The 18,162-nt window shown below is 68.9% G+C and carries 22 protein-coding genes; 16 read left to right on the top strand and 6 right to left on the bottom strand.

The window, feature by feature from the left end:
* The first annotated feature begins 104 nt into the window (after positions 1–104).
* Positions 105–665, top strand: a complete 561-nt coding sequence (locus SK803_RS30510) for a YbaK/EbsC family protein (RefSeq protein WP_319969597.1) — start codon at positions 105–107, stop codon at positions 663–665.
* Here the strand turns inward: SK803_RS30510 and SK803_RS30505 are convergent.
* Positions 642–1,709, bottom strand: coding sequence for an LOG family protein (locus SK803_RS30505; RefSeq protein ID WP_319969596.1), 1,068 nt, complete (start codon positions 1,707–1,709; stop codon positions 642–644). The genes SK803_RS30510 and SK803_RS30505 overlap by 24 nt on opposite strands.
* 127 nt (positions 1,710–1,836) lie before the next feature.
* On the opposite strand from SK803_RS30505, the gene SK803_RS30500 reads away from it, so the two are divergent.
* The 8 genes from SK803_RS30500 (at position 1,837) to SK803_RS30465 (ending at position 7,278) form a co-directional block, all read left to right on the top strand.
* Complete coding sequence (locus SK803_RS30500; protein WP_319969595.1) at positions 1,837–2,811, top strand: aminotransferase class III-fold pyridoxal phosphate-dependent enzyme; 975 nt, start codon at positions 1,837–1,839, stop codon at positions 2,809–2,811.
* Positions 2,812–2,866: 55 nt separating this feature from the next.
* Positions 2,867–3,292 (top strand): hypothetical protein, encoded by a 426-nt coding sequence (locus tag SK803_RS30495; protein WP_319969594.1) that lies wholly within the window; start codon positions 2,867–2,869, stop codon positions 3,290–3,292.
* Positions 3,289–3,696 carry a hypothetical protein gene (locus tag SK803_RS30490; RefSeq protein ID WP_319969593.1) on the top strand — a complete coding sequence of 136 codons (408 nt, stop codon included), beginning with the start codon at positions 3,289–3,291 and terminating at the stop codon, positions 3,694–3,696. Before SK803_RS30495 ends, SK803_RS30490 begins: the two co-directional genes overlap by 4 nt.
* Before the next feature lie 84 nt (positions 3,697–3,780).
* On the top strand, positions 3,781–4,299 hold the full coding sequence (locus SK803_RS30485) for a putative T7SS-secreted protein (protein ID WP_319969592.1): 519 nt from the start codon (positions 3,781–3,783) through the stop codon (positions 4,297–4,299).
* Complete coding sequence (locus tag SK803_RS30480; protein ID WP_319969591.1) at positions 4,296–5,096, top strand: hypothetical protein; 801 nt, start codon at positions 4,296–4,298, stop codon at positions 5,094–5,096. The genes SK803_RS30485 and SK803_RS30480 overlap by 4 nt, the downstream gene beginning before the upstream one ends.
* The gene (locus tag SK803_RS30475; RefSeq protein WP_319969590.1) at positions 5,093–6,448 is read left to right on the top strand and encodes a PGAP1-like alpha/beta domain-containing protein; all 1,356 of its coding nucleotides are present in this window, start codon (positions 5,093–5,095) and stop codon (positions 6,446–6,448) included. Before SK803_RS30480 ends, SK803_RS30475 begins: the two co-directional genes overlap by 4 nt.
* The gene (locus SK803_RS30470; RefSeq protein WP_319969589.1) at positions 6,435–6,875 is read left to right on the top strand and encodes a hypothetical protein; all 441 of its coding nucleotides are present in this window, start codon (positions 6,435–6,437) and stop codon (positions 6,873–6,875) included. Before SK803_RS30475 ends, SK803_RS30470 begins: the two co-directional genes overlap by 14 nt.
* Positions 6,876–6,882: 7 nt before the next feature.
* Positions 6,883–7,278 carry a hypothetical protein gene (locus tag SK803_RS30465; protein WP_319969588.1) on the top strand — a complete coding sequence of 132 codons (396 nt, stop codon included), beginning with the start codon at positions 6,883–6,885 and terminating at the stop codon, positions 7,276–7,278.
* A gap of 1 nt (position 7,279) precedes the next feature.
* On the opposite strand, the gene purU is transcribed toward SK803_RS30465, so the two are convergent.
* The 4 genes from purU to SK803_RS30445 form a co-directional block, all read right to left on the bottom strand.
* The gene (gene purU / locus SK803_RS30460; protein ID WP_319969587.1) at positions 7,280–8,155 is read right to left on the bottom strand and encodes a formyltetrahydrofolate deformylase; all 876 of its coding nucleotides are present in this window, start codon (positions 8,153–8,155) and stop codon (positions 7,280–7,282) included.
* Positions 8,156–8,180: 25 nt separating this feature from the next.
* Positions 8,181–8,867, bottom strand: a complete 687-nt coding sequence (locus SK803_RS30455; RefSeq protein ID WP_319969586.1) for a maleylpyruvate isomerase family mycothiol-dependent enzyme — start codon at positions 8,865–8,867, stop codon at positions 8,181–8,183.
* Positions 8,868–9,235: 368 nt separating this feature from the next.
* Positions 9,236–10,042, bottom strand: coding sequence for a class I SAM-dependent methyltransferase (locus SK803_RS30450; RefSeq protein WP_319969585.1), 807 nt, complete (start codon positions 10,040–10,042; stop codon positions 9,236–9,238).
* On the bottom strand, positions 10,021–10,509 hold the full coding sequence (locus SK803_RS30445; RefSeq protein ID WP_319969584.1) for a DUF2505 domain-containing protein: 489 nt from the start codon (positions 10,507–10,509) through the stop codon (positions 10,021–10,023). Before SK803_RS30445 ends, SK803_RS30450 begins: the two co-directional genes overlap by 22 nt.
* Between SK803_RS30445 and SK803_RS30440 the strand changes: the two genes are divergently transcribed.
* Both SK803_RS30440 and SK803_RS30435 read left to right on the top strand, forming a co-directional pair.
* The gene (locus SK803_RS30440) at positions 10,508–11,608 is read left to right on the top strand and encodes a UDP-N-acetylmuramate dehydrogenase (RefSeq protein WP_319969583.1); all 1,101 of its coding nucleotides are present in this window, start codon (positions 10,508–10,510) and stop codon (positions 11,606–11,608) included. The two genes, SK803_RS30445 and SK803_RS30440, sit on opposite strands and share 2 nt — an antisense overlap.
* A gap of 95 nt (positions 11,609–11,703) precedes the next feature.
* Positions 11,704–12,717 carry a chymotrypsin family serine protease gene (locus SK803_RS30435; RefSeq protein ID WP_319969582.1) on the top strand — a complete coding sequence of 338 codons (1,014 nt, stop codon included), beginning with the start codon at positions 11,704–11,706 and terminating at the stop codon, positions 12,715–12,717.
* Here SK803_RS30435 and SK803_RS30430 read toward each other — a convergent pair.
* Entirely contained in the window at positions 12,671–13,402 is a 732-nt protein-coding gene (locus SK803_RS30430; RefSeq protein WP_319969581.1) for an SDR family oxidoreductase, read from the bottom strand. The genes SK803_RS30435 and SK803_RS30430 overlap by 47 nt on opposite strands.
* A gap of 93 nt (positions 13,403–13,495) precedes the next feature.
* On the opposite strand from SK803_RS30430, the gene SK803_RS30425 reads away from it, so the two are divergent.
* From SK803_RS30425 to SK803_RS30405, 5 genes are read left to right on the top strand one after another with little or no spacing between them, the layout of a single operon-like run.
* Positions 13,496–14,635: a L,D-transpeptidase gene (locus SK803_RS30425; protein ID WP_319969580.1), complete on the top strand. Its 1,140-nt coding sequence runs from the start codon at positions 13,496–13,498 to the stop codon at positions 14,633–14,635.
* A gap of 46 nt (positions 14,636–14,681) precedes the next feature.
* Positions 14,682–15,446, top strand: a complete 765-nt coding sequence (locus SK803_RS30420) for an alpha/beta fold hydrolase (protein WP_319969579.1) — start codon at positions 14,682–14,684, stop codon at positions 15,444–15,446.
* A complete protein-coding gene (mshA, locus tag SK803_RS30415) occupies positions 15,443–16,690 on the top strand; it encodes a D-inositol-3-phosphate glycosyltransferase (RefSeq protein WP_319969578.1) in 1,248 nt (415 codons plus the stop codon). Before SK803_RS30420 ends, mshA begins: the two co-directional genes overlap by 4 nt.
* Positions 16,687–17,175: a type III secretion system chaperone family protein gene (locus SK803_RS30410; RefSeq protein ID WP_319969577.1), complete on the top strand. Its 489-nt coding sequence runs from the start codon at positions 16,687–16,689 to the stop codon at positions 17,173–17,175. Before mshA ends, SK803_RS30410 begins: the two co-directional genes overlap by 4 nt.
* Positions 17,176–17,235: 60 nt before the next feature.
* Entirely contained in the window at positions 17,236–18,093 is an 858-nt protein-coding gene (locus tag SK803_RS30405; protein ID WP_319969576.1) for a DUF4349 domain-containing protein, read from the top strand.
* The last annotated feature ends 69 nt before the right edge of the window (positions 18,094–18,162 follow it).

The raw sequence follows: 18,162 nt of genomic DNA, 5'->3' as shown, positions 1-18,162 counted from the left end.
CGAAGGTAGAGGTTGACGCAGCGTCAAAGTCAAACAGTGTTCATGGCACTCGCTCCGCTCGCGCGGCGAGTTCGCCTGGAAGCCGGCGCGAACTCGCTGGCAGGATGGATCCCGTGTGGACCATCGCTGGATCGTTGGAACCCGTTCCCGTGCTTTCCCGGCTCGACCTGGTGCCCGCACCCGTCGAGGCCGCGCTGAAGAACCTGGACGGCGCTGACCGCGTCGCCGTCGCCGAGATCGACGCATCGTTGGCGGACACCGCCGAGTTCTGCGCGCACTACGGCTCACCGCTGACCGCCTCGGCGAACTGCGTGGTCGTCGCGGGCAAGCGCGGCGGCGAGATCCGTTATGCGGCCTGCATGGTGCTCGCGACCATGCGCGCGGACGTCAACGGCGTCATCCGCAAGAGGCTGGACGCGCGCAAGGCGTCGTTCGCGCCGATGGACGAGGCCGTGGCGTTGACCGGCATGGAGTACGGCGGCATCACGCCCATCGGCGTGCCCGCGGACTGGCCGATCCTGGTGTCGCCGGAGGTGGCCGCCGCCCCCGAACTGGTCGTGGGCAGCGGCATCCGGGGCAGCAAGATCCTCATCCCCGGCGACGTGCTGATGAAGCTGCCCGGCGCCGAGGTCCTGCCTGATCTAGCCCGCGTACTTGACCAGTAGCTCGATCGCCTCGTCGACGTCGTCGGTGACGAGGATCCACTGCTCGGCCTCCCGGCCGGCCGCGAGCTTCTGCACGAGCGGTGCGGCCGGGACCTCGTCGGTCCAGAACTCCCTGCCCAGGAAGATCATGGGCGCGGCCGGGCCGACGCTGGCGTAGTAGTTCTGCGTGAAGTCCTGGAAGACCTCCTGGACCGTGCCCGCCTTGCCCGGCGTGTAGACGATGCCGCCGGTCGCGACGGTCAGCAGGCCTTCCTCGCGGACCGAGTTGGCGAAGTACTTCGCGTGCAGCTCGCAGGCGGGGTTGGGCGGCTCGTGGCCGTAGAACCAGGTCGGGATGCCGATCGTGCGCGGCTTGTCGAAGCTCGGGAGCTCCGGGAACGCCGCCAGCCACCGGCCGATCGACTCGTCGTCGTGGCCGAACGACGGCGCCCGCGCGATGGTGTTCAGGACGTCCTTGTCGGCCGAGCCGAGTCGCACGCCCAGTGGCACGGCCTCCATCGCGCCCGGTCCGCCGCCGGTCAGCACCGTGAAACCGGACCGGCCTAGCGCGGCGCCGAGTTCGACGGCGTCGCGGTAGCCGTCCGAGCCGCGGGCCAGCGCGTGGCCGCCCATGACCGCGATCGGTGAGCCCGTCAGCGTCTCGTCGAGGGCCTCGGTGATCGAGTGGTCGTGCAGGCGTTCGGCCAGCGCGTGCAACGGGTCCGGGTGGTGGCCCTGCTGCTTGCTGTGCTTGTAGATCACCGCGTCCGGGGTGTCCGCGTACGACCTGGGGTTTGCCGGGTCGAAGCCGTCGAACAGCTCGTCCGGCGTGTAGAGCTTCGACCGGTACACCTCGTACGGCAGGTCCGGGATCACCGGGAAGATCAACGCTCCCGCGGCGTCGGCCCGGCGCTGCATGGTCTCGCTGAGGGTGCAGCCGAGCAGCAGCGCCCCGTCGATCGGGACCCGCACGTCCTCGCGGGTGAGGTCCAGCCCGATGATGACGGCTTTGCGCAGGTCAGGCTGTGCCCGCAGCTGATCCAGGTCGGTGATTTCGATCCGCACGAAAGAAAGCCTATGCCTGAGGCGAACCAACGTGCCCTGGAATCCGAACAGGTAGTGGGAACTACAGGTCCGCTCGTCGTCTCGTCGAGCGGCCTCGGGCCGCGCTGCCCAGGAAAGGTTCCCCGCAATGGCTACCGAACAGCTGACCGGATGCGCCGCTCGTGGCGCCCGAGTGGTAGATCCCCACCGCGTCGAGTACCTGGACTGCGGTGGCTACGGAGTACCTCTGCTAGGCCACGCCCACCCTGCCGTCGTGCAGGCCGTGGTCGGCCAGGTGCGCCGGCCGTCGCTGCTGGACCGTCTGATGCTCGACCTGGTCACGCCCAACGGCCTCGACCACGTGCACACCTTCTCGTCGGCCTCCGAAGCAGCCCAGTTCGCCGTGGCACTCGCCCAGGCCAACGGCCGTCCACGCGTGCTGACCACCGGCGAAGTCCCGTACGGCGGCATCGACTCGTTGCGGGCCGTCCTCGCCTCCGGCCCACCGGCCTGCGTGCTCGTGGAACCGGTCCGCGGCGTCGCGTGCCCGCCCTCCGGTTACCTGACCGCGATCGCCGAGGTGTGCCGCGAGCACGACGCGCTGCTGATCGTCGACGAAACCCGCACCGGCCTGGGCCGCCTGGGCGTCTGGTGGGGCTCCGACCTCGACGGCGTGACCCCGGACATCCTCCTGGTGGGCGAGGGCCTCTCCGGCGGCGTGCTCCCGATAGCCGCCGTGGTGGCGACCGCCGCCGTCGAAGTCCCGCTGTGGCGCGGCTCCGACGACGTGTCACCCCTGGCCACCGCCGCCGTCAACGCCGCCCTGCGCGTCACCGCCGCAGAAGGCCTGGTCGAACGCGCCTCCCTGCTCGGCGACGAACTGCTGCTGGGCTTCCGAGCCGTGGTCGCCGGCAAGGCCCACGCGTCCGGCCGCGGCCTGTTGCTCGGCGTCGAACTGCCGGACAAACGGGCGGCCGACGTGTTCACCGGCGAACTGCTGCGCCTGCGCATCCTCGCCGACTTCCGCGGCCGCACGGTGAGCTTCACACCTCCGGCGGTCATGACCGCCGCGGACGCCGGGTGGCTGGTCGAATCCGTGGGCAGGGCCGCGGCCAAGATCTGACGTTCGCCCGGCACGCACCGCGCACCCCTGCCAAGATCCACGGCGGGGGTGCGCGATGCTCAGACTTCTGCCGATTCTCTTGCTGCTGACCGGTTGCGGCGTGCTCGAAGGCTTCGACCCGGAACTCGACGCCATCGGCAAACAGGTCGTCGCCGACTGGAAGCAACGCCCGGACGTGGCCGCGGCCCAGTTCGAGTACACCCACGGCCTCGACGCCGGCGACAGCCTCCGCCTGGAGGTCATGCTGAAGGCGGAGGAGATCACCGGCCCGGTGGTCGACGAGGTCGTGGAAGTCGCCCGCCGCGACTGCTGGCGCGGCACCTGGAAGTCGTGCAGCGCGAGCTACGTCGTCTACACGACAGCGGACCCGCCCTACGCCGACAAACCCGATTCGGGTAAACCGGTGCGCAACGGCAGACTCGACCTCCCGCCCGAGCTGGAGACCAGCTACGGCCCGCGTCCGACGAGGCCGAGCAAATGAGGCGCCTCGCGCTCCTGGCGCTGCTGCTGTTCCTCACCGCGTGCGGCACGTCCGACGACACCGTCGAGGACCTGAGCGACCGCATCGAATCCGACCTGAAGGCTCTCGACGCGGTCTCCGCCGTTGAGGTCGAGTACACGACCGGAATGGACTACCGGCAGTACCTCAAAGTCAGGGCGACCGTGCCGGACCGGGCCAAGGCCGACGAGGCCATGAAGATCCTCCGCCGCGACTACTGGACCGGCACCGGCCGCCGGGTCGACTTCCGGGTCACCTTCAGCTCGCCCTCCGGGGCCGAGGTCCTGACCAGCGATGACATCAAGTTCAAGCTCGGTGACGTCGTGGAGATGGAGCGCGAACACGGTCCGCGCTCGACGGCCGGCGAGCTCGAACCGGGCCGCTGAGTAGTTCCCCTCATCTTGTCCGGTTCACCGGGCGAGCTGCCTCCCCGTTGTGGTTCGCTCACGGCGAGTGAACGGGGGCTAGGGGTGTACGGAAATCCGGACGAGCTGGACCGCATCGCGGGCGAGATCGAGAAGCGCGCTGAGTCGGTCCGCACGCGCGGCACCGAGATGAACGACACGGCGCGCAGGATGCAGTGGCAGTCCGTGGCCGCTGACCGGTGCCGCGACACCGTCGAGGCCGACAAACGCAAGCTGTTCCAGGCGGCGGACGGGCTGGACGGGGCCGCGGCGGTGCTGCGCCGGCACGCGCAGGAGGTCCGCGAGATGATCGCTGCGATCAAGCGGATCGCGGAGGCCGTCACGGGTTGGTTCAAGAGCGCGATCGACACCTTCAACCGCGCCGTCGACGCGTTCAACAACGCCGTGAAGGACATCGCGAACGGTGTTGCCGACGCTCTCGGTTTCGGTGGCGGACAAGCACCTCAGCCGCCCCAGGCACCGTGGACCGGCTGGAAGTGGGGCCCTGACAACCTGCCGCCGCACGGCGACAAGGCATGGCTCGAGGTCGGCGAGTACATGCGCGGCCAGGGAGTGCCCGCGTGACCCCGGCACCGCACCGGCTGGTGTTGTCCGCCGGCGAGTTCGCCTACCTGGTCGAGAAGACCGGTGTCGATCTGCCACCGGACTGGATGCCCGCGGCCGACGTCCAGATCGGGCCCGCTGAGTCCGGCCTCACCAAGAAACGCGTCGTGACCGGCGTCGGTGACGACGCCGAGGTCCACCCGTCGGTGGAGCGCAACCTGCAGATCCTCGCCGGGCCAACGGTCCTGCTGGACACCATCGCGTCCATCGGCGCCAAGAGTTCGCACAGCGTCCACGCGGTCAACGGACCGTTGGGCGCGTCGCTCTTCGCTCTCGGCGACGGAGCCGTCGAACTGTCCATGTTCGCCTCCGTCGACCTGGGCAAGGAACTGATCCGCGCCGTGCCGCAGGAGGACCCGGTCGGCACGAGTCTCGAGTCACGGCTCGGAGGTGGCGACGAAGCGGAGCCTCTTCGCGGCCGGTTGCCGTTGGTGGCGTTGCAGGAGATGGGTGCGGCCAGGCTGTTCCGCGCCGCCGACCCGGACGCTCCTGCCGCCGTGCTGGCCGAGCTGAACCTGTCCGGTGACGAAGCGTCGCTCGCCGAGGACGTGGCCACCCAGACCGACGGCGCGCTGCGCTGCCTCGTCCTCGGCGGAAACGGAACGTCCCAGGTCAACTGGGTGCACACGGCAGGTGGCTGGAGCGGCCTCGAACCGGAGCCGGACGGGTCGGGCCGCCGCATGGTGCGCCTCGAGCCGGCCCAGCGGGAAGACCTGGGCACCTGGGTGGCGCCCGCGGTGGCGGGAGCACTGTCATGACCATCTCGAACATCCAGGTCGAGGGCGGTGCGGGCGGCACCGACGCCAAGTACGACGACCTGGCCGACATGGGTGAGCTCACCGCGGACGTCGCCGGCGACACCCTCGAGACCGCGGCCGCCGGGCACAAGTTCCTGGTCGAACCCGACGTGCTCGCCTCCTCGCTGCTCAACCCCGGCGGCGTGGTCAAGTTCGAGGCGGCGATGGCCGTCGCGCTCGACGGACCGAACGGCCTCACCGTCACCTCCGCCGGCATCGGGCTGCGCGGCGAAGCGTTGAAGGCCACCAGGATCGCCTACGAGATGGCTGATGAACTGGCGGCGAAGGGCCTGGACGCCGCCCGCTGGTTCGGTGGTCTGGCCGTGGCCACCAACCCCCTTGGCGCCGCCCTGGTCGGGGGCGGCGCGATCGCCACCGACGTGTACCTGAACTACGACGGCAACTGGGAGAAGTGGCTGGTCGACCACCCCGGCATGGTCGACACGCTGATCGGCATGTCGCCGGGCATGCTCAGCGCTCTCGGCATCCCGGTCGACCTCGCCACCACGCTGGACCTGCTCGCCGCCACCTATCCGGACGGCGAGGCCGTCACCACTCCCGTCGGCGAACACAACTACGGCGCGCCGGACAACCTGCAGGACCTGCTCAACGGGCTGGCCAAGCGCAACGACGGGATGGACGACGGTGACGGCGGGCGCCCGAGCAACATCGACGTCAAGATCATCAAGGACGCCAACGGCAACGTCACGGGCTACGTGGTGGACGTCCCCGGTACGAAGGACTGGCCGCTGCCGGGGCAGGTGAAGAGCGCGAACGACCTGGGCGTCAACGTGGATGCGATGGCGGGCAACAACACCGTGCTGCAGGAAGGCATCCAGGAGGCGTTGCGCAAGGCTGGCGCGCACGACACGGGGGCGCCAGTGATGCTCGTCGGCCACAGCCAGGGCGGGATCGTCGCGGCGCAAGCGACCACCGACCTGAAAGCCAACGGCTACAACGTGACCCATGTGGTGACTGCGGGATCGCCGGTCGGCCGCATTGACGTGCCGTCCGACGTTCAGGTGCTGTCGCTGGAAAATCGCAATGACATCGTTCCGCACCTCGACGCCAGCGACAATCCCGATTCCGCGAACCGCACGACCGTCACCTTCGACAACCAAACCGGCGGGTTCAGCGGAAACCATGCGATCCGGGAGAACTACACCGAAGCGGCCCGGCAGCTGGACTCGAGTTCAGATCCGTCGGTCACGCGTTTCAAGGACAGCGCTGGGGCGTTCTTGAACGGCGACGACAAAAATTCGGTGACTCAGAACTACCACGTTGCTCGAAAGGGTGTGAATGAACTTCCGTAGCCTCGCCGCAATCGTGGCAGCTGCCGGACTTCTGGCCGGATGCGGCGCCACTGACGCGAATCGTCCGACGGTCGACGACATCGGCAAACAGGTCGTTGCCGGGTGGAAGTCCACGGCAGGGGTTGAGGACGCCGCGTACAAGTACGTGCACGGACTAGACCTCGGCCAGCAGGTCCACCTCCAGGCGACGCTGTCTGCGGCATCGGTGTCGGACGCCAAGTTCGACGAACTGGTGGAAGAGGCACGCGAGATCTACTGGAAGTCTGGCGAGCGTTCTGTCTCGTTGCCCGTCACCTTCTACTCGTCGGACAAGCCGCCTTCCGGTGAGGTCCGCAGCTCGCCGAATTCCGTCTTCAGTGGCGATGTCGAGCTCGGTGACCTGGCCGAACTCGAAAAGAAGTACGGCCCTCGCCCGACCCGGAAATGAGTACTCGATGACTCCAGACGAATGGCTCGCCGACTTCGAGGCCAAGACGGCCGAGCTCCAGCGCAACGCCACCGCCTTCCGTCGCAACCTCGAATCCGCCGGCACGACCGTCATGACGGAGGACAAGTCCGTCACCGCGACAGTCGCCTCCAACGGCGCGTTGCTCGACCTGAAGATCGAGGGCAACGCGGAGCTCGCGACCAAGATCCTCGCGCTGGTTCGGGCGGCTCGCGAGCAGGCGGCGGCGAACGTGCTCGGCGAGTTCCGCCAGGTCGTCGGCAGCCACGCGAACGAGCTGGACACCGACGTGTCCGTGCCCGGACCACCTGTGCCACCGGAGAAAACCCAGCGCGAGAACGACGACTTCAGCGAGAAGACGGTCTACCGCAAGGAGAGCTGGTAGGTCAGAAGATCACCGTCTGGTTGCCGTGCACCAGCACCCGGTCCTCCAGATGCCACCGCAACCCGCGCGCCAGCACCACCTTCTCGATGTCCCGCCCCTTGCGCACCATGTCCGCGACCGAGTCGCCGTGCTGCACGCGCAGGACGTCCTGCTCGATGATCGGCCCCGCGTCCAGGTCCGCCGTCACGTAGTGGCACGTGGCGCCGACGAGTTTCACGCCGCGCCGGTGTGCCTGGTGGTACGGGCGGGCGCCGATGAACGACGGCAGGAAGCTGTGGTGGATGTTGATCGTGCGGCCGGTCCAGGCCGCGCACAGTTCCGGCGGCAGGATCTGCATGAAGCGGGCCAGCACCACGGCGTGCGGGTCGTGCTTCTCCACCAGTTCGCGCAGTTCGGCGAACGCTGCCTGCTTGCCTTCCGGGTTGTTCGCCGGGAACGGCACGTGGTGGAACGGAATGCCGTGGGCGCGGGTGATGTCGCCCAGTTCCGGGTGGTTGCCGATGACTGCGGACACCTCGACGTCGAGTTCGCCGGTCGCCACGCGCGCGAGCAGGTCGTAGAGGCAGTGGCCTTCGCGGGACACCAGGATCACCACGCGCTTGCGCTCGCCCGTGTCCGTCACCGTCCACGTCGACAGCGCGCCCAGGTCGGCGGCCACGTCGGCGAACTTCGAACGCAGCTCGTCCACGCCGAACGGCAGGGAGTCCGCGCGGACCTCCTGGCGCGTGAAGAACCAGCCCGTCTCGGGGTCGGTGTGGTACGCGGCCTCGACGATCCAGCCGCCGTTCTCCGCGAGGAACGACGAGATCCTCGCGATGATGCCGGTGCGGTCCGGGCAGCCGAAGGTGATCACATAGCGACGCTCAGGCGATGACACGCCCCAAGAGTATTCGCTGCGGTGTTCACGGACTGGGCAGTGCCGCCAGGATCGACTGGTCGCCGGTGACGATCGCGTGGTTCGGGCGGCGGTACAGCGCCCGGTAGATCGCGTCGGCGGTGCCCGCGATGGTGGCGTCCTCGTCGAAGGCCGCGTCCTGCGGGGCGGTCACGACCAACGGCTCGCCCGCGGCCAGCCTGACCTGCCAGGTGCGGCCCGCGTCGGCGGCGTGGACCAGGAGCCGGCCGGTTCCCCCGACGGCGTTGCCCAGTTCGATCCGGCGGGCCACCAGCACGGTGAGGTACTCGTCGATGCCGTCCGCGGCGAACTCCGGGTCGAACACCAGCGTCGGCAGGTCGTGACCGATCGCGAGTTCGGCGTCCAGACGGTGGATCGACGTCTCGTGCGCCTGCCTGCGGGTCCAGAAGCCGGCGAGGGCAGGTTCGCCGAACGTCCACGCGGGACGGTCCGCGGGAGTCTCTCGCAACCGCTGCACGAGCAGCGAAAGCCCGTTGTCCCACCAGGAAAGCGCCTCGTCGAAGTCGCGCGGCGCCTTCTGCCACTCCGGCCGACCGGCCTCGGGCGGGGTGACGACCGCCTGTGCCGCCCACGTGTGCACCTCGGCCATGTGCCGCACGAGTTTCGAAACCGTCCACTCAGGACACGACGGAACAGCGGCGTCCGGGCCTGCCTTGAGGGCGGCCGTACGCATCAATGAAGCCTGGGTCTCAACCTGCGCGACGAAGTCCACAAATCTCACCCTAGTGCCGTGACCGCCAACCTTCGCCGCGTTTTCAACGCTCAGCAGGGCGCCGAAAACGGGGCAAAGGCTGACGGCCACGGCACTAATGGCGCGTCGCAGCTATCTCTTGGGACAGTGACGGCGGGAGTGACGCCGCTTCGATCATGAAGATCGCGCTCTCATGGCTGCCATCTGCACAGTTGGCGGTAGTTGGCGTGATCAGCAAACGCTTGCACCGGCAGTTTTCTACTACCAACTCGACGGCAACGTCCCGAAGAGCGCGACCATCCGGGACTTCGGCAACTAGCGCCCAGCCCGCCCAACTCAACGGAGCACAACTAAGGCGCGACGGCGGCCCAATCGAGCGTGATTTCGCCGAGCCGCCAGCGCCGCCGGTCGTCCAGCACCGGCCAGCCCCGTTCACGCAGCAACCGCGCCGACTCCACCCACCGCGCACGAGGCCCGAACGGCGCGAACGGCGCCGCGGTCGCCCAGCAGGCGTCCAGCTCGGCCAGCAACGCGTGCACGCGCTCGCCCGGCACGTTCTTGTGGATCAACGCCTTGGGCAGCCTCTCGGCGATGTCACCGGGCGTCTCGATCGCGGACGGCTTGCACGCCAGCGTGAACCTCAGCGGCCCGTCCGACGACAGCGTCACCCACGTGCACCGTCGGCCGATCTCGTCGCACGTGCCCTCGATCACCAGGCCGCCGGGAGCCATGCGCGACAGCATCGTGTCCCACGCCTCGAACGACTGCTCCTCGGTGTACTGGCGCAGCACGTTGAACGCGCGCAACAACACCGGCCGCGCGCCGGCCAGTTCGAAGCCGCCGCGCCGGAAGTCCAGGAAAGGCGGATCGGAGACGGCCTTGCCCGCGTCGACGCGTTCCTGGTCGATCTCCAGCCCGAGCACGCGCACGTCAGGACGTACCGTCCGCAGCCGCAACGCCATCTCGACGGTGGTGATCGGCGACGAGCCGTACCCGAGGTCGACCACGAGCGGATCGGCGGCGTCCGACAAGAAATCGGCGAGCGTGCCGGTCATCCACCGGTCGACCCGGCGCAGGCGGTTCGGGTTGGTCGTGCCGCGCGTCGGCAGGCCGAGCGCACGGGCCCGGCCGGCCGCTAGCCGCGGTTTGCGAGCCATTCCGACGTGAACTCGCTCTCCTTGTCCAGCAGCACCGCGACCTGCTCGGCGATCACCTTTTCGAGCTTGCCGCCGACGAGCGGGATGCTCACCTTGGCCTCCCCCGCGAGGGTGAGCTTCGAGCCGGATCCGTTGTCCGTGACGGTGAACGCCCCCTCCAACCGGCCCGGCACGCCGACCAGCGTGACCTCGACCGTGCCCGCGCCGGCCGCCCAGTTCTCGACGCGCTGGATCACGAGGTCTCCACCGAGCAGGGACTTGGCCACCGAAGGCAGGTGCTCCGCAGGCACACCCTGCTTGAGCTGGTAGGACGTCTTCCCGTCGACCGAGGTGAACGTCACGAGCTCGGCGTTGGTGCCGCCGATCGCGGCCAGCCTGTCCCGCAGATAGGTCTCGTCGACCATCGCGCCGAAGACCTTCTCCGCCGAATGGGGTGACGTGGTGTGGTGCTCGATGCGGCGTGCCATGTCGCGGAGGCTACCGTTGACGTCTGTGACCACCACGCAGTCCGTACCTCTGGCCGAGCGCACCACGCTCCGACTCGGTGGACCGGCCGCGCGGTTCGTCCACGCCACGACCGCCGCTGAGCTGGTCGAAGCCGTGCGAACAGCCGACGCCGCCGCCGACGAGAAGGTCCTCGTGCTCGGCGGCGGGTCCAACCTCGTGATCTCCGACGGCGGCTTCGACGGCACCGTGGTGCACGTCGCCACGAAGGGTTTCCGGCTCGATCCGCTGGGCGGCGGCATCGTCCAGTTCACCGTCGAGGCGGGCGAGGAGTGGGACGCGGTCGTCGCCGAGGCGGTCGCACAGGGCCTGGGCGGCCTCGAGTGCCTCTCCGGCATCCCCGGCCTCAACGGTGCCACGCCCGTGCAGAACGTCGGCGCGTACGGGGTCGAGATCTCCCAGGTGTTGCAGTCGGTGGATCTTCTGGACCGGCGCAGCGGCAAGGTGCACCAGGTGCCCGCCGCCAAGCTGGGCCTCGACTACCGCACCAGCGTGCTGAAGGGCACGGACAGCGCGGTCGTGCTGCGCACCCGGTTCTCGCTCACCGCCGGCGGCATGTCCGCCCCGATCCGCTACGCCGAGCTGGCGCGCGTTCTCGGTGTGGCGCAGGGTGATCGCGTGCCGGCGGACGAGGCCCGCAAGGCCGTGCTGGAACTGCGTCGCGGCAAGGGCATGGTGCTCGACGCCACGGACCACGACACGTGGAGCGCCGGCTCGTTCTTCACCAACCCGATCATCGACGACTCGACCTTCACGAGCGTGCTGATCCGCATCTCCGAACGCCTCGGCGCCGACGTGAACGTGCCGGTCTACCCCGCGGGCCACGGCCAGAAGAAGCTCTCCGCCGCGTGGCTGATCGAACGGGCGGGCTTCCGCAAGGGCCACCAGGGCCCCGGCGGGCGGGTGTCGCTGTCCAGCAAGCACACGCTGGCGCTCACCAACCGCGGCGGCGCGTCGACCGAGGACCTGCTCGACCTGGCGCGTGAGGTGCGCGACGGTGTGCGGGCGGCGTTCGGCGTCGAACTGCACCCCGAACCGGTTTTCGTGGGCGTTCAGCTCTAAGTCCTTCTGGGCCTAAGTCCTTCTGGGTGACTCCGTGTGACGAACCACTACCTGGCGTGTTTCATTGAGGTAGGGGCTGTGGAACGGGGGTCGCGATGAGCTACCTCGACGAGAACGCGCGAGAGGTCATCCGGCCGATCAAGCGCATGGTCGAAGACGAGTTCCTGTCGCGGCCGGGCGTGATCGGCGTCGACATCGGCGAGAAGGTCACCGCCGGACGCCCGACGGGCAAAGCCGCGATCGTGGTCTACGTGTGCGCCAAGGGGTCTCAGCACCCGCAGCAGATCCCGGCGCAGGTCGGCGGTGTGCCGACGGACGTGGTCGCGGAGTCGATCGTGCTGCACCGCGCGCGAATCAGTCGCACGGAAGACGAACAACCCGTTGAGGCGCAACGTCATCCGGTGCTGCGCGGCGGCATCAGCATCGGCCCGGCCAGGTCGTTCCGGGTCGTGCCGCCGGAGGTGCCGAAAGCCGGCGAGTACGTGATCGCCGGCACGCTCGGCGCGTTCGTGGTCACCAGGGACGAGGCCAGGAAAGTGCTGGGGCTCACCACGTTCCACGTCGGCTGCGTCGACGACTCGTGGGCCGTGGGCGACGAGTTCGTGCATCCGTCCAGAGTGGACGGTGGAGTCCCCGGTGCCGACCAGATCGCGGTGCTGGACCGGGCGGCACTGGCCGGCGCGGTCAGCGCGGCGGGCCTGCGGATGGGCAACCGGCCGTTCCGCGCGGAGGTGCTCGACATCGGCGCGATCACCGGCACCGCGTCCGCGAGCATCGGCTCCACCGTGCGCAAACACGGCCGCACAACGGGTCTGACGCACGGCATGGTCACCTCGACGGACGCGACGGTCAGGCTCGACTTCGGCGACGGAATCGGCATGAGGACGTTGCGCGACCAGATCCGCGTCCACTCGTCCGAACGCTTCGGCGACCACGGCGACAGCGGTGCGGTGCTGGTCGACGCCGACAACCGCGTCGTGGGCCTGTACGTGGCCGGATCGGGTTCGACGGGATTCGCGAACCCCGTCGAACCCGTCCTGCGTCAGCTCGACGTGGAGCTGCTCACTCCCGGTGTGCCCGAGTCGCGGAGGCCTGAGCGCGGGGCTTGAGCACGATCGTGTCGAGGTTCACGTGCGACGGCCGGGTGACCGCGAACGCGATCACGTCCGCCACGTCGTCCGCGACCAGCGGCGTGATGCCCTGGTAGACCTTGGCCGCGCGCTCGGTGTCGCCGCCGAACCGGTTGGCCGAGAAGTCCGTCTCGACCATGCCCGGCAGGATCTCGGTGATCCGCACCGGCTGGCCCAGCAGCTCGCCCCTCAACGTCCGGTGCAGCGCCGACTGGGCGTGCTTGGCGCTGGTGTACCCGGAGCCGTTGTCGTAGGCCTCGAACGCCGCGATGGACGTCACGGACACGATGTGCCCGTCGCCGGACTCGATCAGCTTCGGGATGAACGCCTTGGTCACCAGCAAGGTGCCGAGGACGTTCGCCTCCCACATCCAGCGCCACTCCTCGGGATCGCCCTCGGCGACGGTCGAGAGCCCACGCGCGCCACCCGCGTTGTTCACGAGCACGTTCGCCCGGGGTACCCGCTCTGCGAAGGAGGCGACGGAGTCGGCGTCCGTGACGTCCAACTCGACGGCCGTCCCGTCGATCTCCTTCGCGATAACGTGGAGAAGGTCCAGACGACGTGCACCGAGCACGACGTGGAACCCCTCGGCGGCCAACCGCCGCGCGGTGGCCTCGCCGATGCCCGCGCTAGCTCCGGTCACTACTGCGACAGGTCGATTCACGACCTCGATCGTAGGCGGCCGAACGGCGTGTGACCGACGTCACTCGCACCATCCGGTCGTGCTGGACGTCCTGCTTTGTGGGAGGTCGAAACCGTGAAGAGAACACTTGTCGCGCTGGTCGCCGGGCTGACGCTGCTGACCGGCTGCTCGAGTGTCGAGGCGGGGTCACCGAAGGCGGACACCTCGCAGCCGTCCGCGAAGGTCACCTTGTCCCCGGTCGACGGCACCAAGGACGTGCAGGTCACGGCTCCGGTGCAGGTCACCGTGGTGGACGGCAACATCGAGTCCGTCGCAGTGAAGTCGCCGGAGGGCAAAGAGATCAAGGGCACGCTGACCGAGGACAAGTCGGGCTGGACCGCCGCCGAGCCGCTGGGCTACGGCAAGACGTACAGCTACTCCGGCAAGGTCGTCGGCAAGGACGGCAGGCCGGTCGAGCTCAAGGGCTCGTTCACCACCGTCGCGCCTGGTTCGCAGACCCGCGCGACGCTGTGGCCCAGCGACAACCAGACGGTCGGCGTCGCGGCGCCGATCATGGTCAAGTTCGAGGCCCCGGTCGCGGACAAGGCGACCGTCGAGAAGGCGCTCAAGGTCACCAACTCGGCGAACGTCACCGGCACCTGGGCCTGGCTCAACGCCCAGGAAGTGCACTACCGGCCGGAGAAGTACTGGCCGGCGAACACCACGGTCAAGGTCGAGGCGAAGCTCTACGGCGTGAACTACGGCGGCGGCGCGTTCGGCAAGGCCGACGTGACCAGCGACTTCACCATCGGCCGCAACCAGGTCGTGAAGATCGACAACCCGACTCACCGGCTCAAGGTGTTCCGCGACGGTGCCCAGGTCGCCGACTACCCGGCGTCGTTCGGCAAGGACGCCGACCCCGAGCTCACCACGCCGAACGGCACGTTCGTGGTCATGGCGAAGAACGACACGTTCTCGTTCGACAACCCGCGCTACGGCTACACCAACGTCGTGAAGAAGTGGGCCGTCCGGTTCTCGAACCACGGCGAGTTCATCCACGAGAACAACGACAACGCGGCGAACATCGGTACCAACAACACCTCGCACGGCTGCGCGAACCTGTTGGAAGCCGACGCGAAGGCGTACTACGACTCGGCACTGGTCGGTGACCCGGTCGAGGTGACCGGCTCCATCACCACGCTGCCGCCGCAGTTCGACTGGTACGACTGGCAGATCCCGTGGGACCAGTGGAAGGCCAAGTCCGCCGTGAAGTAGGCGGACTGCCGGGAATGCGTCCCCCGACCAGGTCGTTCGTACATGTGTGCATCTGACACACGTGACGGCGGCCGGCGGGGGACGACTGGCCGTCCGTGAGGCAGGACCGCCTGACGCGCCGCCGGTGGTGCTGATCCACGGCTGGGCGCAGACGGGTGCGGTCTGGGACCTGCCGGACTTCCGCACCTACGCCGTTGACCTGCGAGGACACGGCGAATCCGACGACTTCGGCGACTACCGTGATTCCGCCCGGTGGGCCGAGGACCTCAAGATCGTGCTTGATCACACCGGACCCGCGACCGTCGTCGGATGGTCCTACGGCGGGCTCGTGATCGCCGACTACCTCCGCTTCCACGGCACCGCGCTGATCGACGCGCTGGTGTTCGTGAGCGCCATCACCGAGATCGGCCGTGGCCGCCCCGGCGGCTCCACCGGCCCCGTGATGCGTGCCGCGTTGCCCGGCGCGATCACCGATGACACCGTGATGGCGACGTTCTGCCAGGCCATGGCACCCGCGCTACCTGCTGGGACGGTCGGCGAACTCACAGCCTCAGCGACGTCCGTGAGCCATAAAGTGCGAGGTGAGCTGTTCCGCAGGGATGTGGGCAGCGCCGACGTGCTGAAGGCCGTCGACGTGCCGACGCTGATCGTGCACGGAACTCAAGACGAGGTGGTCGCCCCTGCCGCCGCCGAGTACTCCGCCGCCCTGATCCCCGGAGCCGAGTTGAGCCTGTATCCCGACACCGCGCACGCGCCCTTCCTGGAGCGGCCCGCGCAGTTCCTCTCCGACCTGAAGCGGGTGGTCCGGTGAAGCGCGTAGCCGTGCTCTCGGTCCACACCTCGCCCCTGGAACAGCCGGGCACAGGCGACGCGGGCGGGATGAACGTCTACATCGTGCAGACGGCCACGCGGATGGCCCAGCGCGGCGTCGAGGTGGAGATCTTCACTCGCGCCACGTCGTCGGAGCTGCCGCCGGTGGCCGAACTGGCACCCGGCGTGCGCGTCCGGCACGTCGCCGCGGGACCGTTCGAGGGGCTGGGCAAGGAGGAGCTGCCCGGCCAGCTCTGTGCGTTCACGGCGGGTGTCCTGCGCGCCGAGGCACGGCACGAGCCCGGCTACTACGACGCGATCCACTCGCACTACTGGCTGTCCGGGCAGGTCGGCTGGCTCGCGCGGGAACGGTGGGGCGTGCCGCTCGTGCACACCGCGCACACGCTGGCCAAGGTGAAGAACCTGGCGCTGGCCGAGGGCGACACACCGGAGCCCCGGATGCGGGTGATCGGCGAGGAACAGGTGGTCAACGAGTCGGACCGGCTGGTGGCCAACACCGACATCGAGGCCAGCGAACTGATCAAGCTCTACGACGCGGAACCGTCCAAGGTCGCCGTGGTGCCGCCCGGTGTCGACCTCGACAGGTTCACCCCCGGCGACCGCGACCGGGCGCGGCACTGCTTCGGGATCCCGCGCGACGCGATCGTGCTGGCGTTCGTGGGCCGGATCCAGCCGCTGAAGGCTCCCGACGTGCTGCTGCGTGCCGCCGCGGAGATGCTCGTGCGCGATCCCGGGCTGCGGTCGAAGCTGGTCGTGCTGATCGTCGGCGGACCGTCCGGCAGCGGCACGGAACGGCCGAAGGCGCTGGAAGAGCTGGCTGTCCAGCTGGGGATCACCGACGTCGTGCGGTTCCTCCCGCCACAGCCGGGGCCGACGCTGGCGGAGGTCTACCGGGCCGCCGATCTGGTGGCCGTGCCGAGCTACAACGAGTCGTTCGGGCTGGTGGCGCTGGAGGCCCAGGCCTGCGGGACGCCGGTGATCGCGGCGGCGGTCGGCGGGTTGCCGGTCGCGGTCAACGACGGGGTGTCCGGGGTGCTCGTGCACGGGCACGAGGCTGGTGAGTGGGCCTCTGCGATCAGCGGGGTGGCGTTGCCGCAGCGGGAGCACCTGGCGAGCAACGCGGTGGGGCATGCGCGACGCTTCTCGTGGGATCGCACGACTGATGCCCTGCTGGCGGGGTATCAAGAGGCGGCAGACGTGTTCCGCCGGGAGGTTTTCGCTTGAGCAACTCCGCTGTTGACGCTGTGATCAAGGAGTTCCTGGACGAACGGGAGCTGAAGTACGACCGGCGTGAGCCGGGCAAGTTCTTCGTGACGTTGCCGGGCACCAAGAAGCTCCAGACCAACGTGTGGCTGGTCGAGACGACGCACGCGTTGCTGGTCGAGGCGTTCGTGTGCCGGCGGCCGGACCAGTCGTTCGAGGACGTCTACCGGTTCCTGCTGCGTCGCAACGCACGGCTGTACGGCGTGCACTACACGATCGACGGCGAGGGTGACATCTACCTGGTCGGACGGGTCGGGAAGCACGCCGTGACGGCCGACGAGCTGGACCGCGTGCTCGGCCAGGTGCTGGAAGCCGCCGACGGCGACTTCAACCCGTTGCTGGAGATCGGGTTCGCCGACGCGATCCGGCGGGAGTGGGCGTGGCGGGTGTCGCGCGGTGAGTCGCTGGCGAACCTGCAGGCCTTCCAACATCTCGTTTCGGAGTAGGCGGCAACTCGTTTCGGCCTAGGCGGCAACCCCTGGTCCCGCCCGCACCGTCGGATGAGCATGCGTAAACCAGTGCTGTGGGTGGGAGTCGCGTTGCTGGCCCTGGTTTCAACGGGGTGTGGCAGCAGCAAGAGCAGTGGTGGCATGTCGGCGCAGGACGCCGCCGCGCCACCGCAGGCGGCGCAGCAGAAGGCGCCGCAGCAGGAGAACAACACGCAGAACGCACAGGGCGTGCAGCCGGTGCAGCAGCAGGAACGGCAGTTGGTGCGCACGGCGACCGTCGACCTGCGTGCCGACGACGTGCTGAAGGCCATCGGCCAGGTGAAGGACCGGGCGCAGGCGGTGGGCGGGTTCGCGGGACAGGAGAACTCGACCAAGAGCTCTGGTTCCGTGACCGTGCGGGTGCCGTCGTCCGAGCTGGACAAGGTCGTCCGGGATCTCGCGAGCGTCGGTGAGGTGACTCGGAGCGAGGTGCGCAGCGAGGACGTCACCGACCAGCTGGTCGACGTCGAGGCGCGCATCGCGACGCAGAAGGCCAGCGTCGAGCGGCTCCGGGTGTTGTTCGAGCGGGCGGGGACGACGGCCGAGATCGCGCAGATCGAGTCCGAGCTGACCAAGCGGCAGAGCGAGCTCGAGTCGATGCAGCGGCGCAGTGAGTCGTTGAAGGGCAAGGTCTCGCTCGCCACGCTGACCGTGCAGGTCGCGACGGTGCCGATCGCGCCGCCCGAGCCGGAGAAGGCCGGGTTCCTCAGTGCTCTCGCCGGTGGCTGGAACGCGCTGCTCACGGTGCTGGGCGGGATCCTGATCGCGGTCGGCGCCGTGCTGCCGTTCGTGGTGGCTCTCGGAGTGCCCGCGGCGGCGGTGATCTACCTGCTGCGTCGCCGGAAGCGTGTCACTCGAATGAACGAAGCAACATGATCGAGTTCTACTGAGAGTGGTCCTTCGTTGATGCGCGGAACGGCTCGGGAGAGAGGGGGAGTCGCATCG

The sequence above is a fragment of the Lentzea miocenica genome (assembly GCF_033949945.1).
GTDB lineage: Bacteria > Actinomycetota > Actinomycetes > Mycobacteriales > Pseudonocardiaceae > Lentzea > Lentzea miocenica.
This window is presented reverse-complemented; position numbering and strand designations above follow the sequence as displayed.